The organism is Pontimicrobium sp. SW4, assembly GCF_039954625.1.
Classification (GTDB): domain Bacteria; phylum Bacteroidota; class Bacteroidia; order Flavobacteriales; family Flavobacteriaceae; genus Pontimicrobium.
The window spans coordinates 1,521,449-1,540,548 of the sequence record NZ_CP157199.1 but is presented as its reverse complement, the minus strand read 5'-3'; the positions used below and the strand labels follow the sequence as shown (position 1 = coordinate 1,540,548).

Genomic DNA, 19,100 nt, shown 5'->3' with positions numbered 1-19,100 from the left:
ACGGATTGCAGACTAATGACATTAGCAAAGCGTAAGATTAAAATTACTATTAGATAGTTACTTTCTAGTAAACAGTCATTAAGTTGTTAACTAGTGTTGCATTAATCAAAAAATAAGGGTTTAGAAACAAAGCCTCAACAATTCGCTGAAGTGATGCGAAGAGATAAATAATACTATGCTAAAGATACAATATTAAAATCTGCTATACGCATAATACCAAAGTAATATCATTTACTTATAAAGTTGAACAGTTAGTTTTTGATAAGGAAAGGTTATTCGAAATTTTTAAAATTAAAATATTCAATAAAAATTATCGGTTTATATCCTGTTAATAAATTTGAAATTTCCTATTGTATAACAATATTTCTTAACTTATCTTTGTACACAGTTTAAAACAAGACACCACAATTATGTTTGAATTTGACCAATATTTAGGATTTTTAGCATTTTTAACCATTTTAACCATAGGTTTTTGGTTAATGATATTTTTATTAACGTTCGTAATCCCTTATTGGATTGGAGGCTCGTTAATAGAACGTCTTAGAGAAATTAAAGCCGAAAAGAAAGCAAAACGCGACGCATTAACACAATAATTTTGTGTTTATCATATAAAAAAAGGAAGCCAATTGGCTTCCTTTTTTAGTTTCATATATTTTCTAATTCTAGCTTTCTCTAGAACATCATTTCTTCATCACCACCACCAAAATCTTCACCACTTCTTTGACGTTGCTTTTTCTGATTAAATCTATATGTAAAAGACAAGTTAAAACTACGTTGTCTCCATCTATATTCACTGTAGCTATTATATGTTGGCGTAAATGTATCAGATTGACGCTTATTTGTATTAAACAAATCACTTACTCTAGCTGAGATAGATCCATTACCTTTAAATACATCTTTACTAAATGCCATGTTTGTAGAAAGAACACCTTTACTCTTAGATTGTGCAGATTCGCTAGGACCTCTATATGATATAGTAGTTTGCCAATCTATTTTTAATGGTAATGTGTATTTATTACTTAAACGTGCTCTATAGCTAACATTTTCATTATCAAAATTTTGTCCATTAAAATCACCTCTATCTATAGATTTGAAAAAGTTAAAATCACCATTAATACGCCAATCTCTATTTGGACTATATGTTAAGTTAAATTCATAACCGTAACGATCGTTTGTTGATAAATTTATTGGTGACCTTTGAATCACGTTTACAAATTCGCCATTAACTTCAACAGTTTCGCCAGAATCAAAACTTATAAAGTTCCATGAATTTTTAGAGTGTGTATGATAAATAGAGGTACTTAATACAAACTTTCCAAAACGATTTAAGTAGCCTAAATCATAAGTCCCCGAATAGGTTGGGTCTAAGTCTGGATTACCAGTAAAAATACTAGTAACACTAGATCTTGAAGGGAAAGGATTAATCATTCTTGAACGTGGACGGCGTAATCGTCTACTATATCCTAACGTAATGTTTTCTTTTTCACTTATTTCAAAGTTTAAATTAACCGTAGGAAATAAACCTGTATAATTTTTCTTTTTATAATCTCCACTTGTCGGCTGGTCGATTGTTATTCTTGTGTTTTCCATACGTAAACCCAGTAAAAATGAAAACTTACTTAGTTTGGTTCCATACTGAGTGTAAAGTGCATTAATATCTTCTTTATAATTTAATACGTTTGATAAGTTTTGGTCTTTTACAAATTGATTTAAATTAGTATCTAAAGAATCTACAGTATAATCTGTAATATTATCTTGGAAACCGCCACGATACCCTATTTCAAACTGTGTGTTTTCGCCAATTGGTAATACATAATCAGCCTGTAATAAAATACGGTTTTGATTATTCAAGGTTGCAACTTTTTCTGAATTAACATCATTAGCAATTACATCAGATGCTTCATCTTCATCACTTTCTTCATATTGAAACTCAGCAGTGAACTTAGCATCGTTTTTAAAGTTTTTTGTAAAATTACTAGTGTACTGTATAGTTTTACTATCTGAAAACTCTGGGTCTAAGCGAAACCCTTGACTTGTTAAAACTCTATTTTCGTCATAGAAAAAAGTTTTGTTAAGTGTTCTACTTTCATTATCACTATCTCTATATACAATAGAGTTAGTTAACGATGCCGAATCGTTGATATACCATTCTACGCCAAAATTGGTGTTAAATCCTTTCCTAACACGTTCGGTTTCTCTAAATTCATCCATAAAATTACCAGTTAACAAATATTCTGTTAATGATAACCCATCTCCAGGAGAATCACTATATCTATATCCAGAGGTATTAAAAATGTTTAAATCTCCAGTTCTATAGTTTACATTTCCTGAAACGCCATACGAATCTGGATGGCCAGCATTTAATGTTATTGCGCCATTGAATCCTTGTAATTTACTTCTACGTAAGATGATATTTAAAATCCCTGCAGTTCCTTCTGATTCATATCGAGCGGATGGCGATGTAATTACCTCTACCTTTTCTATTGATTCTGCAGGCAATTGACGTAATGCATCTGTTGAGTTTAATCCAACAAGTCCTGATGGCTTTCCGTTAATCAGAATTTGCACATTATCATTGCCTCTTAAAGCTACGTTACCTTCAACATCTACTGAGACCGAAGGAACGTTATCTAAAACATCACTTACGGTACCTCCACTTACGGTAAGATCTTTACCTACGTTGTAAATCTTTTTGTCTAAACGAATTTCAACGGTTGTTTTTTCTGCAATAACTTCTACTTCGCCAAGTGATTGTGCATCGATTTCCATTTCGAAAGTTCCTAGACCTAAGTCTTCCAGTAACTGGCGATCTGCTAAGGTAATTTTCTTAAACGAAATGTATTCTATAGAAATATCATAGACTCCAGCAGGAACTGGAATACTAAAACTTCCTTTCATATCGGTAATACCACCTGTAACTATTTTATTTTGTTGTTTGCTAAAAAAAGCTACTGTGGCATATTCTAGAGGTTCTTTAGTTACTTTGTCAATAACCTTACCAGTTATTTTGACATCTTTTAGCACATTTGTATGACTTGGTCTTTGTTGTGCAATTGCATTGTTTACAAATAATCCTATGAAAAGGATGGTTAGAGATAGTTTGTTCATGTGTGATTTTTTGCAATTTAGACCGCAAAATTAGAGTAAGGTTTAACTTGGTTTGGTTAAACTTTTGTTAAAAGAAAATAACACATTATCAAACTATAAGATATCCTTATAAGATATCTAAAATGCATTCGGGAGGACGACCAATAACAGCTTTATTACCATTAATGATTATAGGACGCTCTATAAGTTTTGGATGTTTGATCATTGCTTCTATAACGGCATCGTCGGAGAGAATTTTTCCTTTATAGTTTTCTTTCCAAATAGCTTCATTCTTTCTAACCAACTCTAACGGTGAAATACCTAATAAGCTAATTATGCTTTTCAGTTCTTTTGCTGTTGGCGAATCATCTAAGTATTTTATAACCTCAAACTCTTTACCAGAGTCTTCTAATATTTGAAGTCCACATCGAGATTTACTACATCTATTATTATGGTATATTTTTATCATAATTATAAGGTTTTACTTTCTGTATTTTGTCCCATCATCATGAGGTAAGATTTTAAAAAGGCATCTATATGGCCATCCATAACAGCATCAACATTACCAGTTTCGTGACCTGTTCGTACATCTTTCACTAATTTATAAGGATGCATGACATAGTTACGTATTTGGCTTCCCCACTCAATCTTCATTTTTCCAGCTTCAATGTCTTCACGTTGCGCCAATTGCTTTTTAAGTTCAATCTCATAAAGCTGAGATTTTAGCATTTGTAAAGCTCGAGATCTATTATCATGCTGTGATCTTGTTTCTGAACATGAAATTTGAATACCTGTTGGCTTATGAGTTAGCTGTACTTTAGTTTCAACTTTATTGACATTTTGCCCTCCAGCACCACTAGAACGTGCAGTTGTAATTTCTATGTCTGCCGGATTTATGTCAATTTCAATAGTGTCATCAACTAGAGGATATACATAAACTGAAGCAAAACTTGTATGGCGTTTTGCATTGCTATCAAATGGAGAAATTCTTACCAAACGATGGACACCATTTTCTCCTTTTAACCATCCAAAAGCAAAATTACCTTCAATCTCTAAGGTTACAGTTTTTATACCAGCAACGTCACCTTCTTGGTAGTTTAACTCTTTTACTTTATGACCACATTTTTCAGCATACATTAAGTACATACGCATAAGCATTTGTGCCCAATCACAACTTTCTGTTCCACCTGCGCCTGCGGTTATTTGTAATACAGCACTTAAGCTATCTCCTTCATCGGACAACATGTTTTTAAACTCTAGGTTTTCAATTTGCTCTAGGGCTTTATTGTATCTGTTCTCGACATCTTCAGCTGAGGCTTCGTCTTCTTTAAAAAATTCGTAAATCACTTCGAGATCTTCCACAAAAGTTTTTGAGGCTTTATACTCTTGTAGCCAACTTTTTTTCTCACGAAGAGATTTCATAACAATTTCAGCTTGCTTAGAGTTATTCCAGAAATTAGGATCAAATGTTTGCTCTTCTTCGTTTTGAATCTCTATAAGTTTGGCATCTATGTCAAAGATAGTGCCTTAGTTTATCAAGGCGTGTGTTGAGATCTTTTATTTGGTCAGATGTTACCATAATTTTGCTATTTAAGGCAAAAATATAATTTAAATAGGTTAGACAAAATATATGTGACTATATTTTAAAATGTTAAAGTTTTTAAAAGAGCATTATACTCTTTTTTAGTAATAAGATAATTATGTAGTTTTATGTACTTATAATATCAAAAAAACACTCAATTAGAGTAAATTACCAACCATGTTAGCTCTATAATGTAGCTAACTAAAAACCAATATTAATGAAAAAATATAGTGTATTATTTATGCTGTTTTTATGCTCAAGTTTAGCATTTTCTCAGTCGTTTAGTGAAAAAAAACTTCAAAATTTCAATGGGTATTTTAATTTTTTCTACGAAGAATCTCAGGATAAAATGTATTTGGAGGTTAAAGATTTGGATAAAGAATTTTTATATGTAAACTCCTTATCAAGCGGTATTGGATCCAATGATATTGGTCTAGATAGAGGTCAATTAGGAAATGATCGTGTAGTAAAGTTTGTTAAAATGGGTAACAAGCTTATGTTAATTCAACCAAATCAAAGTTATAGAGCACTTACAGATAATGAGCAAGAACGAAAAAGTATAGAGCAGGCCTTTGCAAAATCTGTTATTTATGGCTTTAAAATAGAAGAGACTCGAGATGATAGTTATATAATAGATATTACACCATTTTTAATGCAAGACACACATGGTGTAGCTGGAAGATTAAGAGGAGAAGGAACTTATAGTTTAGACAAAAGCAAGAGTGCTTTAAATATGGAGCGCACAAAAGCATTTCCGAAAAATATTGAGTTTGATGTGATGTTAACCTTTAGTGGGCGACCAACTGGAAGAAATATTAGAAGCGTTACACCTACAGCTTCATTGGTAACAGTGACCCAACATCACTCTTTTATTGAGCTTCCAGACAACAATTATAAACCTCGTGAATTTGACCCTAGAAGTGGCGCTATTTCTATGTCTTATATGGATTATTCAACACCAGTACAAGAGCAAATTAGAAAGCGTTACATTATTCGTCATAGATTACAAAAAAAGAATCCAGGAGCTGCAAAAAGTGAAGTGGTAGAGCCAATTGTATATTATTTAGATAATGGTACACCAGAACCTATTCGTTCTGCTTTACTAGATGGTGCTAAATGGTGGAATGAAGCTTATGAAGCTGCAGGTTTTATTAATGCTTTTCAAGTAAAAATGCTACCAAATGATGCAGACCCTATGGACTGCAGATATAATGTGATACAATGGGTACATCGCTCTACAAGAGGTTGGAGTTATGGAGGAAGTGTTACTGACCCAAGAACCGGAGAAATTATAAAAGGTCACGTAAGTTTAGGAAGCTTGAGAGTGCGTCAAGATTTTTTAATTGCTCAAGCACTATTAAATAAACCATTTGCTGATCGTGATGATAATTACCAACCAATGTTAGAAATGGCATTGGCCAGAATTAGACAATTAAGCGCGCATGAAATTGGACATACTATTGGTTTTGCACATAATTTTGCTGCAAGTACTAATGGAAGAGCTTCAGTAATGGATTATCCGCATCCAACAGTTACGTTAAAAAATGGTGAAGTAGATTTAAGTAATGCTTATGCAGTTGGAATTGGCGATTGGGATAAAGTAACTGTAGCTTATAGTCATTCAGAGTTTGATAAAAACGCTAATGAAAGAGCAGAATTAAACAAGATTTTAGATAAAGCTAAAAGCGATGGACTTCGTTTTATTACCGATAGTGATGCAAGAGCGCAAGGAGGTGCACATGCTTTAGCGCATTTATGGGATAATGGTAAAAGCGCATCAGAAGAATTAAATAATGTATTAGCAGTAAGAGAAAAAGCAATCTCTAATTTTTCAGTAGATAATATTCGTACTAATGAGCCTTATTCTATGCTAGAAGATGTATTTGTACCACTATATTTTTTCCATCGTTATCAAGCTGAAGCTGCATCGAAAGTTGTAGGAGGTTTAGATTATAATTATGCTGTAAAAGGTGATGGACAATTAACGGTTAAAAGCATAGACATTTCTTCACAAAAAGCAGCATTAAATGCTTTATTAAAAACGATTGATGCCAATACCTTGGCAATTCCAAAAAGTAAGCTTAGTTTATTTCCACCACGAGCAGCTGGGTATGGAAGAAGTAGAGAATCTTTTAATGGAATGACAGGAGTTGCGTTTGATCCTTTAAGTGCAGCGTCTACAGCTAGTGATATGACATTGAAATTACTGTTGCATCCGCAACGTGCAAACAGAATGATTCAACAAAAAAGTTTAGATAGCAAGCAATTAGGATTTGATGAATTATTAAAAACATTAATAGATAATTCATTTAAGAAAACTCATAAGGATGCTTATTTAAGTGAAGTTCAACAAATGATTAATCTAAATGTCTTAAAGTATATAATGAATCTTGCTACAAGTGACCAATCATTCTTTCAAGTAAAAGCGATTGCGAATAAAGCTGTTAGAGATATTGCAATGATGTCATTTAGTACCGAAACATATAAAATGCAATATATGTTATTGATAAAGCAGTTTGGTGATAATCCAAATGATTTCAAATTACCTTCATCACCTGGAATTCCTGATGGTTCTCCAATTGGTAGTGGTATTTGCAACTACAATGGTTTAGACTAAAGTTAAATTGAATATATGATTTTTGAAAAAGACGAATTTTAATTCGTCTTTTTCTTTTAAATAATTATTTTTAATGCATGATTATAGATTTAAGAAGTGATACAGTTACCAAGCCAACAAAAGGCATGCTCGATGCTATGATGAATGCGCAAGTTGGGGATGATGTTTATAAAGAAGACCCAACTGTTAATGCGTTAGAAGAACGTATTGCAAAAATGTTTGGTAAAAAAACAGCGTTGTTTTTCCCTACAGGAAGTATGGCAAATCAAGCTGCCATTAAATTGCATACTAATCCTGGGGAACAAGTAATATGTGATAAATATGCACATGTATATAATTACGAAGGTGGAGGCGCGTCTTTTAATAGTGGCGTGTCGTGTAAACTCATTGATGGACACAGAGGCATGTTTACTGCACAACAAGTAGAAGAGTCTATAAATCCTCCAGATTTTTACCATAGTCCTTTAACAAGTTTAGTGGCAGTTGAAAATACGACAAACAAAGGTGGTGGGGCCTGTTGGGATTTTGAGGAAATCAAAAAAATAAGAGCAGTTTGTGATACCCATAATTTAGGCTATCATTTAGATGGTGCACGTTTATGGAATGCTTTGGTTACAAAAAGTGAAACAGCAAAGCAATATGGTGAAGTGTTCGATACAATTTCGGTGTGTTTAAGCAAAGGTTTGGGTTGTCCAATTGGATCAGTATTAGTTGGTGATGAAGACCTCATGAATGGTGCTATTAGAATTAGAAAGATATTTGGTGGAGGCATGCGTCAAGTAGGTTATTTGGCAGCAGCTGGTTTATATGCATTGGATAACAATATTGAAAGATTAGCTGAAGACCATAAAAAAGCGAAAGAGATAGGAGAGGTGTTAAGTTCTCTTTCTGCTGTAAAGATTGTTGAACCTATTGAAACTAATATTATCATTTTTGAATTATATCCTGATATTAGCGAAACAGACTTTGTTCAAAAATTAGCAGATAATAACATTCACATTATCGGTATGGGAGGAGGAAAGCTACGCATAGTCACGCATTTAGATTATACTGATGTGATGCATGAGAAGTTGCTTTCAACCATTAGCAATTTATAGGCTCTATAAACTACTTTTGGAATATTTCGTATCTTCAATAAACTACAACACTAGTTTATGCGAAATAGTTTGTACTTTTTATGTGTTATTGGACTTCTAATAAGTTGTAACGAGAAAGACTCCAAAAAGTACATTTGGCAAACTAGAGAAGTGACTGCTACTGCTTATAATTCCTTAGCATATCAAACAAGTTCGCAACCAAATATTACAGCATTTGGTGATTCTTTAAAACCAGCAATGAAATGTATAGCTGTGTCTAGAGATTTATTGGCTTTAGGCTTAAAGCACAATACGCTAATTACTATTGAGGGATTAGAAGGTATTTACCTCGTTAAAGACAAAATGAATAGACGTTGGCAAAACCGCATTGATATTTATATGGGAAATGATGTAAAAGCTGCTAGAGAATGGGGACGCAAAAAACTAACAATAAAGTATCGTCTAGAGGTAAAAGATTCTATTTGAATATATACATTTCAGGAATGTTTAGTATACTTAGTAGTATATCACTAAAATTTTAATTCCAATAACCCCTGACATGTTGTGACAAAACAGCAACTACATTTGTAATATGTTTAATAAATAAATACACAATCAAATGACAAATGCAGTTAACTGGTTTGAAATTCCAGTAAAAAATTTCGACAGAGCAAAAAAGTTCTATTCAATTATTTTGGGAGAAGAAGTAATTGATGCTCCAATGGAAGGTATGAAATATGGTATATTGCCACATGACAAGGAAAGCCAAGGTGTTGGTGGTGGAATTGTTGAAATGGATGGATATGCACCTTCTCAAGAAGGCTCATTAGTATACTTAAATGGAGGTGTAGATTTAGAATTACCACTTTCAAGAGTTGAACGAGCAGGAGGCAAAATTGTGATGCCAAAAACGGCTATTGGAGAAGATGGATTTATAGCTCAGTTTTTAGATACCGAAGGCAATAAAGTAGCGTTTCATTCTATGAACTAATCTTAATTTGTAAAGATAGTGGGTCATGCTATGATTCACTATCTTTGAATCTTTATGGATCAATTATCGCGACTTATTTCTATACTTACGCTCTTAAAATCTAAGCGTATTGTTACCGCTACTGAACTCGCTGATAGATATAAGGTAAGTGTACGAACTATTTACCGAGACATACGTAAATTAGAAACCGCTGGTGTGCCCATTATTACTTTGGAAGGTCGAGGCTATACACTTATGGAAGGTTATCAAGTAGCTCCAGTACAGTTTTCTGAAAAACAAGCTAATGCATTGATTACTGCGCAGCATTTGGCAAATCAATCTAAAGACACTTCATTTAGAAAGGAATTTAATGAAGCTATGATTAAGATAAAATCAGTATTCAGAACCTCCATTCAAGAAAAAAGTGAATTGTTAAACGATAAAATTGTGGTGTTCAATACAAAGCATGAAAGTATAGAAAGTAATATTTTATCAGAAATTCAATTGGCTATTACTAATTTTAATTATGTTGAAATTAATTATAAAAAAATTAATGACTCAAATATTTCATTTCGAAAAATTGAACCATGCGCTATGTATTCTACAGATAATAAGTGGATTTTAATAGCATGGTGCCACTTGCGTAAAGACATGCGTGCCTTTAGAATAGATCGAATTAAACATTTTAAAATACTTCACACGACCTTTGAGGATAGAAAATTTAGTTTTAAAGACTATTATACATCCAGTCCTCATGGTAAAAAATAGACTCTATGTTTTTATTTTTTTCCAATAAATGCAACCCTTTCTTTTTTTACCTGTCTATAATATTAGACAAGAAATAAAAACTATTTTTAAGAAAATTACAGTTAGTAAATTTATTTGAAAGCAGATATCCTTTATACTCACAAAGACCTTGTTGAGAAAAGTAAGTTAGGTGATAGAAAATCACAATATCAATTGTATGAACTTTATGTTGATGCTATGTATAATGTGTCTATGCGTATGGTTAAAACAAAGGAGGATGCTGAAGATATCGTGCAAGATAGTTTTGTTGAAGTGTTTAAAAACTTGTCGTCTTTTAGATATGAAAGCACTTTTGGATCTTGGTTAAAACGTATTGTGATTAACAAAAGTATTAATCATTTAAAGTTGAAAAAAATCGCTGTTGTTCCATTAGAAAATGAAATCTATAAGATAGGAGACGATGTTGATTATAACCCTCCAGAAGTGAATATTAAAAAAGTTATTAAAAGCATTAGTCTTTTGCCTTCAGGCTTTCAGCAGATAATTAATTTGTATTTAATAGAAGGTTATGATCATGTAGAGATAGGAGAAATTTTAGGAATTGCAACCTCAACATCTAAATCTCAATACCATAGAGGTAAGAAAAAATTAATAGAAATGATAAACGAATTATAATGGATAATTTCGAAAAGCACATAAAAAATAACAAGGAACTCTTTGACGAGCATAAAGCAGATAGAGCAAAGCTTTGGGCTAACATCGAATCTGAATTGGATAAAAAACCTAACTCTGAGACAAAAGTTGTGAAATTATGGCAATCTCCAGTATTTAAAATAGCTGCGGTTATTATAGTTGCGCTTGGTTTGTTTTCATTAGTTACAATTGCTACTACAAATAATACTAAGGAAAACATGCTTGTTAATCAAGAACTTGTAGACATAGATATGCATTATAAAGGTTTAGTCTCTTATCAAGTTAAGCTTGTAAACAGTAACACAAAACTATCCCAAGATGAGAAGAAAGAATTCCTTTTGTTTATGGATGAGTTAGATGAAGAATACGAATTATTAAAGTTAGAGTTGCACAAAAATTTAGACACAGAGCGTGTCTTAGAGGCTATAGTTATTAATTACAAGAAGAGAATTGAAATAATAGAAAATCTATTAGAGCAAATCAATGACTCTAATAAAATGAATGAGAATAATGAATATGTACTATAAAAACATCGCATTGCTTATCATATTTATGTTAAGCCTATCAATGTTCTCTCAAGAAACATTGACGAAAGAAATAAAAGAGTCCTTTGAAATGACTAATGCAGGAGAATTGCATATCAACAATAAGTATGGTAAAATTGCTATTAATGGTTGGGAGAAAGATAATATTGAAATAGTTATTAGTGTTAAGGTAAGCAATAAGAAAAAGAAAAATGCTAAAAGCCTTATAGACCGTATAGAGCCAAATTTTAGAATAGCAAACAACTACGTTAGCGTTATTTCAGAAATATCAGATAAAAACACCAGTCTATTCTCTAGGTATTTTAATAAGGTAAATCCTTTTGAATTTGATAAAGGAAATGTAGAAATCAATTTTACAGTTTACTTACCAATAAATGCAGAGCTCGACATTACAAATAAATTTGGTGATGTTATAATTGAAAACTGGACAGGTAAATTAAATGCCAATATAGAGCATGGTGACTTATGGATTAATGAATCTATTGTCAATGCAAACGTAGAAATGAAGTTTGGTAAATTGAGAACGAAATCTATGACTTACGGAACCATTAGTTTAAAAAACGGAAGCATAGATATTGAAGAATCTCAAGATTTGGTATTAAAAACAAGTGGTGCAGATATTGAAATTGATAAGGTTAATACTCTAAAATTTACATCTAGTAAAGATGAAGCTAGAATAGGATATATTGAAAGATTAGAAGGCGATATTAGGTTTTCTAACATTGAAGTTGAAGAAATAGGTAAAAATATAGACCTTACTATGAAAGTTGCAGACTTTAAGGTTTTAAGAATAAATCAAGAAGACGCACAAGTTACAATAAATCAAGAATCTTCAGATATAAGTATCAATATATCGCAACTCTCCTTCAAGTTTGATGCAACACTTGAACAAGGATTATTAAGACTGTCTAAATCGTTTTATAATATCAAGAACAATGTTCTTGATGAAGAAAAAAGACTTCGAAACATCAAAGCATCTTTCGGTGCTACACTTACTGGAACGTTCACATTTACAGGTAAAAAAGGAGTTATAACCTTAAAGGAATAAGGTAATTTTTTAAATTCAGAAATTTTCACAAAAATAAGTACAAGTTAATGCAACCCATGACTATTTGGGTTGTCTTTAATAATAGAATAATTAATCAAAATAAATCATGAATCAAATTAAAATCACACTTTTACTACTTCTTGTTGGCTTTATGTCATTATATACAAATGCTCAAGAACCTGAAGATTATATAGAGTTTAATGATCGCAAAAACACAGTCCATGGAGTTTATTTAGGGCTTGGAACTTATTATGGAAAAATAGACAATAAGGATAGTTACTTTGCAAATTTTAAAATTGCTTATGTGGCAAATCAACAATTTGAAGTTGGGTTTGTTGCTACAGGGCTTTATGCAGATATAAATGAGCAAGGCCTTTCTACAAATGTAAATGATCTTGCTGGAGCGTATGGAGGTTTACACTTAGAGCCTATCATTTTTGGAAAATCAAAATTTAATATATCATTTCCAGTACTCATTGGTGGAGGTGCTATTGTTTTATTAGAAGATGATTTTGATAGTTATGTATATGATGACGATTGGGAAGCCATTTTTGTTGTAGAACCAGGAATTAGTTTATTATATAATATAAATAGATACATACAATTAGAAGCTGGTTTTAAGCATAGATTTTCTAGTAGAGTCAACTTAGCTAATTCGTCTTTATCAAGAATTAATGGCTTTTCTGCTGGTATAGGTGTTAAAGTTGGTGTTTTTAATATGGGAAGAAATAGATACAAGAAAAAAGGGTAATTCTAAACAAAAAGTATGAACACAAAAGATAAAAACGCAAAAATTAAGAAAGAAAAGATTGAGATAAGCTCTCAATTTATTTACTCTAAAGATAATGAAGTTTTAATTCAATTAGATAGGAGTAAAGAACAATGGTTTCCAATCAATTTTCAATGGATTCCAGTTTTAGAATTGCAAAGAAGTATGAATAAGTAAATTGTTTTTAATCAAAACAATAGTATTAAACAACATCAATCAAAATCAATTATTATGAAAACGAACATTCTATATATTATTTTAATAGCCTTATGTATATCATCATGTAATGTAGACAATATAAGAGTCAACGACACCATAACTTCTAGAGAGATTAGTTATACAAATTACGATGCTATAGAAATCGCAAATGGTTTCAAAGCGTATGTTACATTTTCTGATACCGAAGAAAGTATCAAAATCGAAGCGAATGATAATCTGCATGAACATATCATCGTAACAAACAATGATAATACACTAAAAGTAAAAGTAAAGAATAATGTAAATATTAAAGGATCTGCTACTATTAACGTATACATTACAACAAGGATAATCAATAGTTTTAAAGCATCATCTGATGCTAAAATTTATTTACAAAATGTACTTATTGCAAATAATGCAAAAATTAGATTAGCAGCAGATAGTTATTTTTCGGGAGAAATAAACGTAGATAATTTAGAGTTCTCTGGATCTGCAGATACGAAAGCAGATTTATACGGATTTGTAGATAATCTTGATTTAGATTTATCAGCAGATTCTAAAATGTATGATTACGATTTAATAGTAAATAACTTAAAAATTGATATGTCAGCAGACTGCAAAGCGTATCTAACAGTAAATGAAACTATCGATATTGATGCAGTAGCAGATTGCACCCTTTATTATAAAGGAAATGCAGATATTACACATCAAAATTTGAGAGCAGATTCAAGAATTATAAAAGTAGATTAGCTAAAAATATTATTTAAACATATCCATGCCAGGGATATTTGGCATACCTTCTTTAGCAACAGCAGCCACTTCAGTTTCGTGTACATTACCAGCTTTTTCAATCGCTTTGTTTAGCGTTAAAATTAAGTAATCTTCCAATTGCTCTTTATCTTGGAGAAGCTGGTTATCAATCTCAATAGATTTAATAACTCTATTTCCAGTAAGTGTTACTTTTAATAAGTTATCAAAGCTTGCTTCATCAATATATACCGAGTTTAATCGCTCTTTTGCGGCTTCAACTTTCGCTTGGGTTTCTTTAAGTTTTCCCATCATTCCCATTAAATCTCCAAACATAATTTTTAGTTTTTGGTTTCTAATGCAAAGCTATTTAATTTTTATATTTTTGAAAGCTTAATATGGTGTAAAAAACAATTTCTTGAAAAAAAACATATTCCCTCCAGTTGCAAAACAAATTCCTAAAGAATTAGTAGCTCATAATGACATTAGAATAGATAATTACTTTTGGTTGAACGATAGAGATAATCCAGAAGTTATTAAATATTTAGAGCAAGAGAATGCTTATTGTGATGGCATGATGAAGCATACCGAACAATTTCAGAAGAACTTGTTTGAAGAAATGAAAGCACGTATCAAAGAAGATGACGAATCTGTACCATACAAATACAATGGTTATTGGTACATCGTGAAATTTGAAACAGGAAAAAATTACCCTATTTATATACGACGAAAAGAATCATTAGATGCTCAAGATGAGTTGCTGTTTAATTGTAACGAAATGGCTGAAGGTCATTCGTATTTTAAACTCACAGGAATTAGTATTAGCCCAGATAATTCAAAAGTTTCGTTTGGTTTAGATACTGTTGGAAGACGTCAATACACAATCCATATAAAAGATTTAAAAACCAATAAGCTTTTCCCTGAACAAATTACCAATGCAACAGGTTCATCAACTTGGGCAAATGACAATAAAACGTTGTTTTACACATCTAAAAATGAGCTAACACTCCGTTCAGAAAAAGTGTTCAAACATATTTTAGGCACTAGTGTTGACAAGGATATTATGGTGTATCAAGAGAAAGACGATACATTTAATGTTTCGGTTTATAAAACAAAATCTAGGCAGTATATTATCATTGCAAGCAATAGTACATTAACTGATGAATTTCAAATTTTAGAAGCCGATAAACCAAATGGTGATTTTAAACTATTTCATCCAAGAGTGAGAGGTTTAGAATATAGTATTTCTCATTTCGAAGATCATTTTTACATACTTACTAATCTAGATAATGCTACTAATTTTAAACTCATGAAAACCAGTATTAAGAATACTGCTATTGAGAATTGGGAAGAAGTGGTTCCACACCGAAAAGAGGTGATGCTTGAAGGAATAGACATTTTTAAGGAGTACTTAGTGATGAGTGAGCGTGAAAATGGACTGAATAATATTAGAATTAAGCGTTGGGATAATACTGACGATTATTATTTACCTTTTGATAATGAAACCTATACTGCTTACACGAGTACTAATGTAGATTTCGATACAACCATTTTGCGTTATGGTTATAATGCATTGACAACACCAGCTTCTATTATTGATTTTAATATGGTTAGCAAAACCAAAGAAGTAAAAAAAGAACAGGAAGTTTTAGGAGGAAAGTTTAAAAAAGAAAACTATATCTCCGAACGTATTTGGGCAACAGCAGAGGATGGTACAAAAATCCCAATGTCGGTTGTTCATCATAAGAACACTAAAAAAAGCAAAGAAACACCCTTATTAATGTATGCTTATGGATCGTATGGACACACAATAGACCCATATTTTTCAACGATAAGATTATCGCTCTTAGATCGAGGTTTTATCTATGTGATAGTGCATATTAGAGGGAGTGAATATTTAGGTAGGCCTTGGTACGAAGGAGGTAAATTATTACTAAAGAAAAATACATTCACCGATTTTATTGATTGCACAAAACATCTAATTGCACAAAATTATTCGTCACCTAGTCATTTATATGCTATGGGAGGAAGTGCTGGAGGTTTGTTAATGGGAAGTATTTTAAATATGGCTCCACATTTGTATAATGGCATAGTTGCTCAGGTGCCTTTTGTAGATGTAGTTACTACCATGCTAGACGATTCTATTCCTTTAACTACTGGAGAGTATGACGAATGGGGTAATCCAAATAACTTGGCTTACTACAACTATATAAAATCATATTCGCCATATGATAATGTTGCAAATCAAGACTATCCGAACATATTAATAACAACAGGATTACACGACAGTCAAGTACAATATTGGGAGCCAGCTAAATGGGTTGCAAAGCTAAGAACACATAAAGCAAACGGTACGCTTTTATTACTTAAAACAAACATGGATGCTGGACACGGTGGAGCTTCTGGTCGTTTCGAATCTTTAAAAGAAGATGCGCTCGAGTTCGCATTTTTAATGGATTTAGAAGAGATTGTAAGCTAATTAAAAAAAAACTTGTACTTTTGCCAAGTTGAAGAGTTACTAATGTAACTTTAAATTACATTTATGAAACAAAGCAAAAATGTATTTGATAATGTGTTAGACCTTATAGGAAATACACCTCTAATCAAACTTAATAAAATGACCTTAGACTTTAAAGGTGATTACTTAGCAAAAGTAGAAGCTTTTAATCCAGGTCATTCTTCCAAAGACAGAATAGCACTTTACATTATTGAAGAAGCCGAAAAAAAAGGCATTCTAAAGCCAGGAGATACCATTATAGAAACTACCTCTGGAAATACTGGTTTCAGTATAGCTATGGTAAGTATTATTAAAGGGTATGATTGTATTTTAGCAGTAAGTTCTAAGTCATCGGCCGATAAGATTGATATGCTTCGTACTATGGGAGCTAAAGTATATGTTTGTCCTGCACATGTTAGTGCAGACGATTCGCGTTCTTATTATCAAGTAGCAAAACGTTTACACGAAGAAACAAAAGGATCGGTTTATATCAATCAGTATTTTAATGAGCTTAATCTTCAAGCACACTATGCAACTACTGGACCAGAAATCTGGGAACAAACTGAAGGTAAAATAACGCATTTAGTTGCTTGTAGTGGTACAGGAGGAACAATCTCTGGTACGGCTAAATATTTAAAAGAACAAAACTCTAATATAAAAGTGATTGGTGTTGATGCTTTTGGATCTGTACTTAAAAAATACCACGAAACTCGTGAGTTAGATATAGACGAAATTTATCCATACAGAATTGAAGGCTTAGGAAAAAACTTAATTCCTACGGCAACAGATTTTGATATAATTGATAAATTTATAAAAGTAACAGATGAAGAAAGTGCGCATACAGCACGTGAGATTGCAAGAACAGAAGGCTTATTTGTTGGTTATACAAGTGGAGCAGCAATGCAAGCAATAAAGCAACTTAATGAAGATGGAGAGTTTAAAAAAGATGATAAAATAGTAGTTATTTTCCCAGATCATGGGTCACGCTATATGAGTAAAATATATAGTGATAAATGGATGGAAGATCAAGGCTTTTTCGATAGTAAAAATGAAGTATCTATTAAAAAGGCACAATATATTAAATAACCAAAATAACTAACCATACCTACCTGTAATGCTTTTCATACAAGTGTTACGGGTTTTTTTATATACATAGTATATAAATATATAGTGTATAAATTAATTATGTAGTAAAGATTAATTTCCATAATTTTGCTGCATCTAACTAAGACTAATAGCTGAATGAAGGATTTATTTGAAAAGATATATAAAGACAAAGGACCATTAGGAAAATGGGCTTCACAAGCAGAAGGTTATTTTGTATTTCCAAAACTTGAAGGTGAAATTAGTAACAGAATGAAGTTTCAAGGTAAAGAAGTTATCACCTGGAGTATTAACGACTATTTAGGGTTGGCAAATCATCCTGAAGTACGTAAAGTTGATGCCGAAGCTGGAGCTGCTTACGGTTCTGCCTACCCAATGGGAGCTAGAATGATGTCAGGGCACACGTCACTTCATGAGCAATTACAAAATGAATTAGCGGCTTTTGTTAATAAAGAAGCTGCATATTTACTAAATTTTGGTTATCAAGGTATGGTATCAACTATTGATGCTCTTGTTTCTAAAGATGACATTATTGTTTATGATGTTGATGCACATGCTTGTATTATTGACGGTGTTCGTCTTCACATGGGAAAACGATTTACTTACAAGCATAATGATGTTGAAAGTTTAGAGAAAAACTTAGAACGTGCTACTAAAATGGCAGAGCAAACTGGTGGAGGAATTTTAGTGATTTCTGAAGGTGTGTTTGGGATGCGTGGAGAGCAAGGTCGTTTAAAAGAAATTGTTGATCTTAAAAAGAAATTTAACTTCAGATTATTTGTTGATGATGCACATGGCTTTGGAACACTTGGTAAAACTGGTGCTGGCGCAGGAGAAGAGCAAGGTGTACAAGACGATATAGATGTGTATTTTGCAACGTTTGCTAAATCAATGGCAAGTACAGGTGCATTTATTGCTGCAGATAAAGAAATCATTGATTATTTAAAATATAACTTACGCTCACAAATGTTTGCAAAATCATTGCAAATGCAGCTGGTAGTAGGCGCATTAAAGCGATTGGATATGCTTAGAACAATGCCTGAGCTTAAAAATAATCTTTGGACAATCGTAGATGCATTACAATCTGGACTTAAAGAACGTGGTTTTGATATTGGAACAACACAAAGTTGTGTAACTCCTGTATATTTAAAAGGAAGTATTCCTGAGGCTATGGCTTTAGTTAGAGACTTAAGAGAAAATTATGGAATATTCTGTTCTATAGTGGTTTACCCAGTAGTACCTAAAGGGATTATTTTACTAAGAATGATACCTACAGCTACACATACTTTAGAGGATGTTGAAATAACTTTAAATGCTTTTTCAGCAATTAGAGAGCGATTAGAAAACGGAACTTACAAACGTTTATCTGCCGCAGTTACTGCTGCCATGGGTGAGTAAATAGTAGAATAGAAACTAATAA

19 protein-coding genes are annotated in these 19,100 nt (G+C 32.1%); 15 read left to right on the top strand and 4 right to left on the bottom strand.

The window, feature by feature from the left end; translation table 11 throughout:
* Window positions 1-410: 410 nt before the first annotated feature.
* Complete coding sequence (locus ABGB03_RS07265; RefSeq protein ID WP_347926113.1) at window positions 411-593, top strand: hypothetical protein; 183 nt, start codon at window positions 411-413, stop codon at window positions 591-593.
* Between the two features lie 79 nt (window positions 594-672).
* On the opposite strand, the gene ABGB03_RS07260 is transcribed toward ABGB03_RS07265, so the two are convergent.
* From ABGB03_RS07260 to prfB, 3 genes are all read right to left on the bottom strand, one after another.
* Entirely contained in the window at window positions 673-3,108 is a 2,436-nt protein-coding gene (locus ABGB03_RS07260; protein ID WP_347926111.1) for a TonB-dependent receptor, read from the bottom strand.
* Between the two features lie 106 nt (window positions 3,109-3,214).
* The gene (gene arsC / locus ABGB03_RS07255; RefSeq protein WP_347926109.1) at window positions 3,215-3,556 is read right to left on the bottom strand and encodes an arsenate reductase (glutaredoxin); all 342 of its coding nucleotides are present in this window, start codon (window positions 3,554-3,556) and stop codon (window positions 3,215-3,217) included.
* A gap of 2 nt (window positions 3,557-3,558) precedes the next feature.
* A protein-coding gene (gene prfB / locus ABGB03_RS07250) for a peptide chain release factor 2 (protein ID WP_347926107.1) occupies window positions 3,559-4,666 on the bottom strand; the annotation gives its coding sequence in 2 pieces (ribosomal slippage) (window positions 3,559-4,602 and window positions 4,604-4,666; 1,107 coding nt in all).
* Between the two features lie 220 nt (window positions 4,667-4,886).
* Between prfB and ABGB03_RS07245 the strand changes: the two genes are divergently transcribed.
* The 11 genes from ABGB03_RS07245 to ABGB03_RS07195 all read left to right on the top strand — a co-directional run bounded on the left by ABGB03_RS07245 (window position 4,887) and on the right by ABGB03_RS07195 (window position 14,082).
* The gene (locus ABGB03_RS07245) at window positions 4,887-7,286 is read left to right on the top strand and encodes a zinc-dependent metalloprotease (RefSeq protein WP_347926105.1); all 2,400 of its coding nucleotides are present in this window, start codon (window positions 4,887-4,889) and stop codon (window positions 7,284-7,286) included.
* A 77-nt stretch (window positions 7,287-7,363) separates the two neighbouring features.
* Window positions 7,364-8,383 carry a GntG family PLP-dependent aldolase gene (locus ABGB03_RS07240; RefSeq protein ID WP_347926104.1) on the top strand — a complete coding sequence of 340 codons (1,020 nt, stop codon included), beginning with the start codon at window positions 7,364-7,366 and terminating at the stop codon, window positions 8,381-8,383.
* Between the two features lie 57 nt (window positions 8,384-8,440).
* The gene (locus ABGB03_RS07235; RefSeq protein ID WP_347926102.1) at window positions 8,441-8,848 is read left to right on the top strand and encodes a hypothetical protein; all 408 of its coding nucleotides are present in this window, start codon (window positions 8,441-8,443) and stop codon (window positions 8,846-8,848) included.
* A 133-nt stretch (window positions 8,849-8,981) separates the two neighbouring features.
* A complete protein-coding gene (locus tag ABGB03_RS07230; RefSeq protein WP_347926100.1) occupies window positions 8,982-9,353 on the top strand; it encodes a VOC family protein in 372 nt (123 codons plus the stop codon).
* A gap of 54 nt (window positions 9,354-9,407) precedes the next feature.
* Entirely contained in the window at window positions 9,408-10,100 is a 693-nt protein-coding gene (locus tag ABGB03_RS07225; RefSeq protein WP_347926099.1) for a YafY family protein, read from the top strand.
* A 114-nt stretch (window positions 10,101-10,214) separates the two neighbouring features.
* Entirely contained in the window at window positions 10,215-10,754 is a 540-nt protein-coding gene (locus ABGB03_RS07220) for an RNA polymerase sigma factor (RefSeq protein ID WP_347926097.1), read from the top strand.
* The gene (locus tag ABGB03_RS07215; RefSeq protein WP_347926095.1) at window positions 10,754-11,299 is read left to right on the top strand and encodes a hypothetical protein; all 546 of its coding nucleotides are present in this window, start codon (window positions 10,754-10,756) and stop codon (window positions 11,297-11,299) included. Before ABGB03_RS07220 ends, ABGB03_RS07215 begins: the two co-directional genes overlap by 1 nt.
* Window positions 11,274-12,365, top strand: a complete 1,092-nt coding sequence (locus ABGB03_RS07210; RefSeq protein ID WP_347926093.1) for a hypothetical protein — start codon at window positions 11,274-11,276, stop codon at window positions 12,363-12,365. Before ABGB03_RS07215 ends, ABGB03_RS07210 begins: the two co-directional genes overlap by 26 nt.
* A 106-nt stretch (window positions 12,366-12,471) precedes the next feature.
* Window positions 12,472-13,116 carry a hypothetical protein gene (locus tag ABGB03_RS07205; RefSeq protein ID WP_347926091.1) on the top strand — a complete coding sequence of 215 codons (645 nt, stop codon included), beginning with the start codon at window positions 12,472-12,474 and terminating at the stop codon, window positions 13,114-13,116.
* A 15-nt stretch (window positions 13,117-13,131) separates the two neighbouring features.
* Window positions 13,132-13,311 carry a hypothetical protein gene (locus ABGB03_RS07200; protein WP_347926089.1) on the top strand — a complete coding sequence of 60 codons (180 nt, stop codon included), beginning with the start codon at window positions 13,132-13,134 and terminating at the stop codon, window positions 13,309-13,311.
* A 54-nt stretch (window positions 13,312-13,365) separates the two neighbouring features.
* Window positions 13,366-14,082: a head GIN domain-containing protein gene (locus tag ABGB03_RS07195; protein WP_347926087.1), complete on the top strand. Its 717-nt coding sequence runs from the start codon at window positions 13,366-13,368 to the stop codon at window positions 14,080-14,082.
* Window positions 14,083-14,091: 9 nt separating this feature from the next.
* Here the strand turns inward: ABGB03_RS07195 and ABGB03_RS07190 are convergent, their stop codons facing one another.
* Window positions 14,092-14,415 carry a YbaB/EbfC family nucleoid-associated protein gene (locus ABGB03_RS07190; RefSeq protein ID WP_347926086.1) on the bottom strand — a complete coding sequence of 108 codons (324 nt, stop codon included), beginning with the start codon at window positions 14,413-14,415 and terminating at the stop codon, window positions 14,092-14,094.
* Window positions 14,416-14,497: 82 nt separating this feature from the next.
* Between ABGB03_RS07190 and ABGB03_RS07185 the strand changes: the two genes are divergently transcribed.
* From ABGB03_RS07185 to ABGB03_RS07175, 3 genes are all read left to right on the top strand, one after another.
* A complete protein-coding gene (locus ABGB03_RS07185; RefSeq protein ID WP_347926084.1) occupies window positions 14,498-16,558 on the top strand; it encodes a S9 family peptidase in 2,061 nt (686 codons plus the stop codon).
* A 63-nt stretch (window positions 16,559-16,621) separates the two neighbouring features.
* A complete protein-coding gene (locus ABGB03_RS07180) occupies window positions 16,622-17,662 on the top strand; it encodes a pyridoxal-phosphate dependent enzyme (RefSeq protein WP_347926082.1) in 1,041 nt (346 codons plus the stop codon).
* A 156-nt stretch (window positions 17,663-17,818) separates the two neighbouring features.
* On the top strand, window positions 17,819-19,078 hold the full coding sequence (locus ABGB03_RS07175; protein ID WP_347926080.1) for an aminotransferase class I/II-fold pyridoxal phosphate-dependent enzyme: 1,260 nt from the start codon (window positions 17,819-17,821) through the stop codon (window positions 19,076-19,078).
* Window positions 19,079-19,100: the final 22 nt, after the last annotated feature.